Origin of the sequence: Accumulibacter sp., assembly GCF_029255125.1 — a bacterium.
GTDB lineage: Bacteria > Pseudomonadota > Gammaproteobacteria > Burkholderiales > Rhodocyclaceae > Accumulibacter.
In genome coordinates, this window is the sequence record NZ_JAPUVR010000005.1 from 1 (window position 1) to 4806 (window position 4806).

Consider the following 4806-nt stretch of genomic DNA (forward strand, 5'->3'; position numbering starts at 1 on the left):
AGTGACCGGCACTGCGCTGCGCGCGGGCGAACTGCTGGTTCTGGCGCCGAGCGAGCGGCTGGCAGCGGGCGCCCGCGTGGCGGTCTCCGGCAGCGCTGCGCCGACGAGGAAGCCTTGAGCCGCGCCGACCCTGCTCCGCTGATTCGCATCCGCCGGCTGGTCAAGAACTACCGGCGTGGCGGACAGGAGATTCCGGTGCTGCTCGATCTCGACATGGACGTTGCAGCGGGTGAGTTCGTCGCCCTGATGGGTCCGAGCGGCTCGGGCAAGAGCACGCTGCTCAACCTGATTGCCGGAATCGACAAGCCGAGCAGCGGCAGCATAGAGATCGGCGGAGTCGATATCGCCGACCTCAGCGAGGCCGAACTGGCCGACTGGCGCGCCGCCAACGTCGGCTTCGTCTTCCAGTTCTACAACCTGCTGCCGGTACTCAGCGCGCAGGACAACGTCGAACTGCCCTTGCTGCTCACTGGCCTGCCAAGCCGCCAGCGCGCCGAGCGTGCGCGCCTGGCGCTGACCCTGGTCGGCCTGGCCGATCGCGCCGCACACTATCCGAACGAACTCTCGGGCGGGCAGCAGCAGCGCGTGGCGATCGCGCGCGCGCTGGTCAGCGACCCGCTGCTGATCGTCGCCGACGAACCCACCGGCGACCTCGATCGGCTGACCGGCGAGGAAATTCTCGGCTTGCTCGAACGACTCGTGCTCGACCTGGGCAAGACGATCGTCATGGTCACGCACGACCCGAAGGCGGCGGCGCACGCCGGCCGTCTGGTGCACCTGGAAAAAGGGGTGCTGGTCGACGCGCTCGGCGGGTGACGAGTGATGGCCGGAGCCGCCTGAAAAGCGCGCCTGACGACCGATGTTCCTGCTCCGGCTCCTGCTGAAGAACGCCTTTCGCCACAAGCTGCGGACTGTCCTGACGCTGATCGGACTGGTCGTCGCGATCTGCGCCTTCGGCCTGTTGCGCACCATCATCGACGCCTGGTACGCCGGTGTCGAGGCGAGTTCGAGCACCCGCCTGGTGACGCGCAGCAGCATCTCGCTGACCTTCCAGTTGCCGCTCGGCTATGCGCAGCGCATCCGTGCGGTCGACGGGGTGCGCGCGATCAGTTGGGCCAACTGGTTCGGCGGGGTGTACATCACCGAGCGCAATTTCTTCCCGCAGTTCGCCATCGACCCGGCGAGCTATCTGGCGCTTTACCCGGAGTACGTGATCGCCGACGCCGAGAAGCTGGCTTTCCTGCGCGACCGGCAGGCGGCGGTGGTCGGCCGCGGGCTGGCCAACAAGTTCGGCTGGCGGATCGGCGACACGATTCCCTTGCGCGGAACGATCTACCCCGGCACCTGGACGTTCAACCTGCGCGCCATCTACGACGGCGTGGACGCGAAGACCGACGAAAACCAGATGTTCGTGCATTGGTCGTTGATCAACGAATCGGTGCGCCAGAGCACGCGGCGGGCAGCCGACTCGGTCGGCGTGTACATCGTCGGAATCGACGAGCCGAACAATGCGGCGCTGATTTCGCAGCGTATCGACGCGCTGTTCGCCAATTCGCTGGCGGAAACGCTGACCGAGACGGAAAAGGCGTTCCAGTTGAGCTTCGTCTCGATGAGCGAGGCGATTCTGGTGGCGATTCAGGCGGTCAGCCTGATCATCATCGTGATCATCATGGCGGTGATGGCCAACACGATGACGATGACCGCGCGCGAACGCCTGGCGGAATACGCCACGCTGCGCGCGCTCGGATTTCCACCGGGTTTCGTCGTCCGCCTGCTCTACGGCGAGAGCCTGTTGATTGCCGCGATCGGCGGAGCGCTCGGCGTGGCGGCGACGCTGCCGCTGGCCGCCGCCTTTGCCCGCGCGGCCGGCACGCTGTTCCCGGTCTTTCAGGTGTCGGCCTTGACGATGGCCTTGCAGTGGCTGGCCGCCTTGATCGTCGGGAGCGTCGCCGCCGCCTGGCCGGCCTGGCGAATGAGCCGGATCGACATCGTCGATGGTCTGCGCCATGTCGCGTGAGGCGCCGTGAGCGCGCCTTGGCCGCCCGTGGGGACGCGGCTTGACGAGCGGCGCGCGCCGCCGCGGAGGGGCTCGCGGTGAAGCGTCTGCCGCTCGCCTACATCGTGCGCAACCTCTGGCTGCGCCGGGTGACGACCGGTTTGACTGCGCTTGGCATGGCGCTCGTCGTCTACGTTTTCGCGACGGTGCTGATGATGAGCGAAGGAATTCGCGCGACGCTGGTGGCCACCGGTCAGGCGGACAACGTGATCATCCTGCGCAAGGGCGCGGGCGCCGAAATCAACAGCGCGGTCGGTCGCGAACAGGTCGGCATCATCGAAACCTTGCCGGGAATCGCCAGCGATGCGCTCGGCCGTCCGCTGGTCAGCCGCGAGCCGGTCGTCCTGATCAATCTTCCCAAGCGCGGCAGCGGCAAGCCGAGCAACGTCACCGTGCGCGGTACGTCGGAAGCGGGCGGCGAACTGCGCCCGCAGGTGCGCCTCAGCGAAGGCCGCATGTTTCGCCGGGGAACCTCGGAAATCGTCGCCGGCAGCGCGGTCGTCGCCGGTTTTCAAGGCGTCGGCCTGGGGCAGACGCTGCGCTTCGCGGGCCGCGACTGGCTCGTCGTCGGTGTGCTCGACGCGGGCCGGAGCGGCTTCGACTCCGAGCTCTGGGGCGATTCCGAGCAGATGTTGCAGGCTTTCCGGCGGACCTCGTTCTCGACCGTCGTCTTGCGCCTGGCCGACGAGAACGGTTTCGAAAGCCTGCGCCAGGCGCTCGAAGACGACCCTCGGCTGGCGCTCGAAGCGAAGCCGGAACGCGTTTTCTACGCCGAGCAAAGCGAGGCGCTGGCGACCTTTATCCGTCTGCTGGGCAGCGCGCTGGCGGTCGTCTTCTCGATCGGTGCGGTGGTCGGCGCGATGATCACGATGTTTGCCGCGGTCGCCGCGCGCAGCGGCGAGATCGGCACCTTGCGCGCGCTCGGCTTTCGCCGCAGCGCCGTGCTGCTGGCTTTTCTCGGCGAATCACTGCTGCTCGCGGCGCTTGGCGGCGCGCTTGGGCTGCTCGCGGCAAGCGCCATGCAGGCTTTCGACATCTCGACGACCAACTTTCAGACTTTCGCCGAGCTGGCCTTCCGCTTCGTCCTGACGCCGACGATCGCCGTGCAAGCGATGGCTTTCGCGCTCGCCATGGGCGTCGTCGGCGGGGTCATCCCGGCGTGGCGCGCGGCACGCCTGGAAATCGCCGAGTGCCTGCGCGCGGTCTGAGCGCCGACTCAGGCGGCGGGCCGGCCGCGGCGTACGCGGCCGAACCGAAAGGCGCGGTGCTTAGAACGCGGTAACGAACTTGAAGAAGAACTTGTTGCCCTGGAAACGATTTTCGGTACTCGTTTCGTGGTTCCAGGTGGCGATGAAGCTCATTCCCTGGTGCTGGTAGCGGATCGCCGGACCATAGGCGAAGACTTGGCCGCGGTTGCCGTCGCCGACCTGCTGGCCGTTCTGGCGGTCGTCGCTGGTCTGCTTCAAATAGTATCCAGCCAGGCCGAAAGCCCACGGTCCGACGTGCTGTCCGACGAGATAATCCATGTGGAATTCGTTGCCCGACTCGTAGTCGGTATCGTTGTTGCGGCGCTTGATGTTGTACATCAGCTTGGCGCTGGCCTCGAAGCCGCGCGGGTTCAGATAGGTGACTCCGACTACCGGTTCCAGGCTGTAGTAGTTGGCGCCGATGCGCTCGCCGGCGCGCGTCCGGCTCCACTTGCCCGTCGGCAGGTAGATGTCGAGGCCCACCGTGAAATGCCAGTCGGGCGGCAAGTGCCAACCGATGACCAGCGGATCGATCGTGATGTCGCCCAGCCCGAAGCTGCTGTCGACGCCGCCCGGTGTGTGCAGCCGCTGGTAGGCAAAGGGAACGATCGCATGCATCGCCCAGTCGCCACCCAGGATCTTCTTCTGGCTGACGTAAATGTAGCGTAGCGCGTCGAAAGTCGCGTTGACCGAAACGCCGCGCACGCGGTCGCCCTGCGTATCGCGATAGTCGCCCGAGTAGTAGCCGAGATAGTTGATGAAGTAATGGCCGGGCGGCGGCAGGGCGCCGGCCATGAAGTTCTCGGCCCCGTTCGGGTATTGGTCTGGCCCTTCCTTGGCCAGGGTCAGCGGGCTGGCGAGCGCCGCCGCGAGCACCGGCAGCAACAGTTTGAGCGCATTGCGCATGACTTCATCTCCCTGATCGTTCGATTGTTGGCGTGTCCCCATTACGGCGCGCCGGGCCGCGGCGGACGAGACCGACCGGTCGGCGCGGCGGCGCAGCGCAATGGTACCATCGCTGCCTGCACCGGACGGCTCAGGTGCTGTCGCTGCGCTTGGCGAGCGGCAGCATGATCGCCTGCCCGGTCTGGCTGCAGCCGGCCGCGCAGCAGCGACCGGGCTGCCGGTTGCGCGTGATCGGACGCGCCGGGTCGTGCACTACGCCGCGTTCGAGCAGCCGTTCGACCAGCTCGACCTTGTTGCCGAGCGGATAGTTGCGCCAGATTTCCTGCTTCAGTGCGGCCGGCGAGCCGCCTCCGTGCAGGCTGATCACCGAATACCAGCCGCCCTGATACGACGCGGTCAGGTCTTCGATGAAGCGTGCCACCTCGATTCGTCGGGCGTACGGCACCTCGGGGTTGGCGCGCAGCACCTCGGTCAGCGTCGCCGCCGTCGCCGGATTGTGATCCTCGTCGGGGCCGGGCAGGGCAACGATCAGGCCGCCCGAGACCTCGTGTGCCAGGCGGTGCATGTCGTAGATTTGCGTCGCGAGCAGCAGCTTGC

General features: G+C 66.9%; 5 protein-coding genes. 3 read left to right on the forward strand and 2 right to left on the reverse strand.

The genetic code is table 11. The features are described 5' to 3' along the window. Positions 1-114: 114 nt before the first annotated feature. The 3 genes from Q1L59_RS00305 (at position 115) to Q1L59_RS00315 (ending at position 3264) form a co-directional block, all read left to right on the forward strand. Complete coding sequence (locus tag Q1L59_RS00305; RefSeq protein ID WP_300327305.1) at positions 115-816, forward strand: ABC transporter ATP-binding protein; 702 nt, start codon at positions 115-117, stop codon at positions 814-816. A 43-nt stretch (positions 817-859) separates the two neighbouring features. Continuing rightward, entirely contained in the window at positions 860-2017 is a 1158-nt protein-coding gene (locus Q1L59_RS00310; RefSeq protein WP_300327306.1) for an FtsX-like permease family protein, read from the forward strand. Between the two features lie 77 nt (positions 2018-2094). Continuing rightward, complete coding sequence (locus Q1L59_RS00315; protein ID WP_300327307.1) at positions 2095-3264, forward strand: ABC transporter permease; 1170 nt, start codon at positions 2095-2097, stop codon at positions 3262-3264. A gap of 60 nt (positions 3265-3324) precedes the next feature. Here Q1L59_RS00315 and Q1L59_RS00320 read toward each other — a convergent pair whose 3' ends face one another. Then, entirely contained in the window at positions 3325-4209 is an 885-nt protein-coding gene (locus Q1L59_RS00320) for a transporter (protein ID WP_300327308.1), read from the reverse strand. A 130-nt stretch (positions 4210-4339) separates the two neighbouring features. Beyond that, positions 4340-4806: 4-hydroxyphenylacetate 3-hydroxylase C-terminal domain-containing protein (locus tag Q1L59_RS00325; RefSeq protein WP_300327309.1), on the reverse strand; the 467-nt coding region annotated here is incomplete at its 5' end.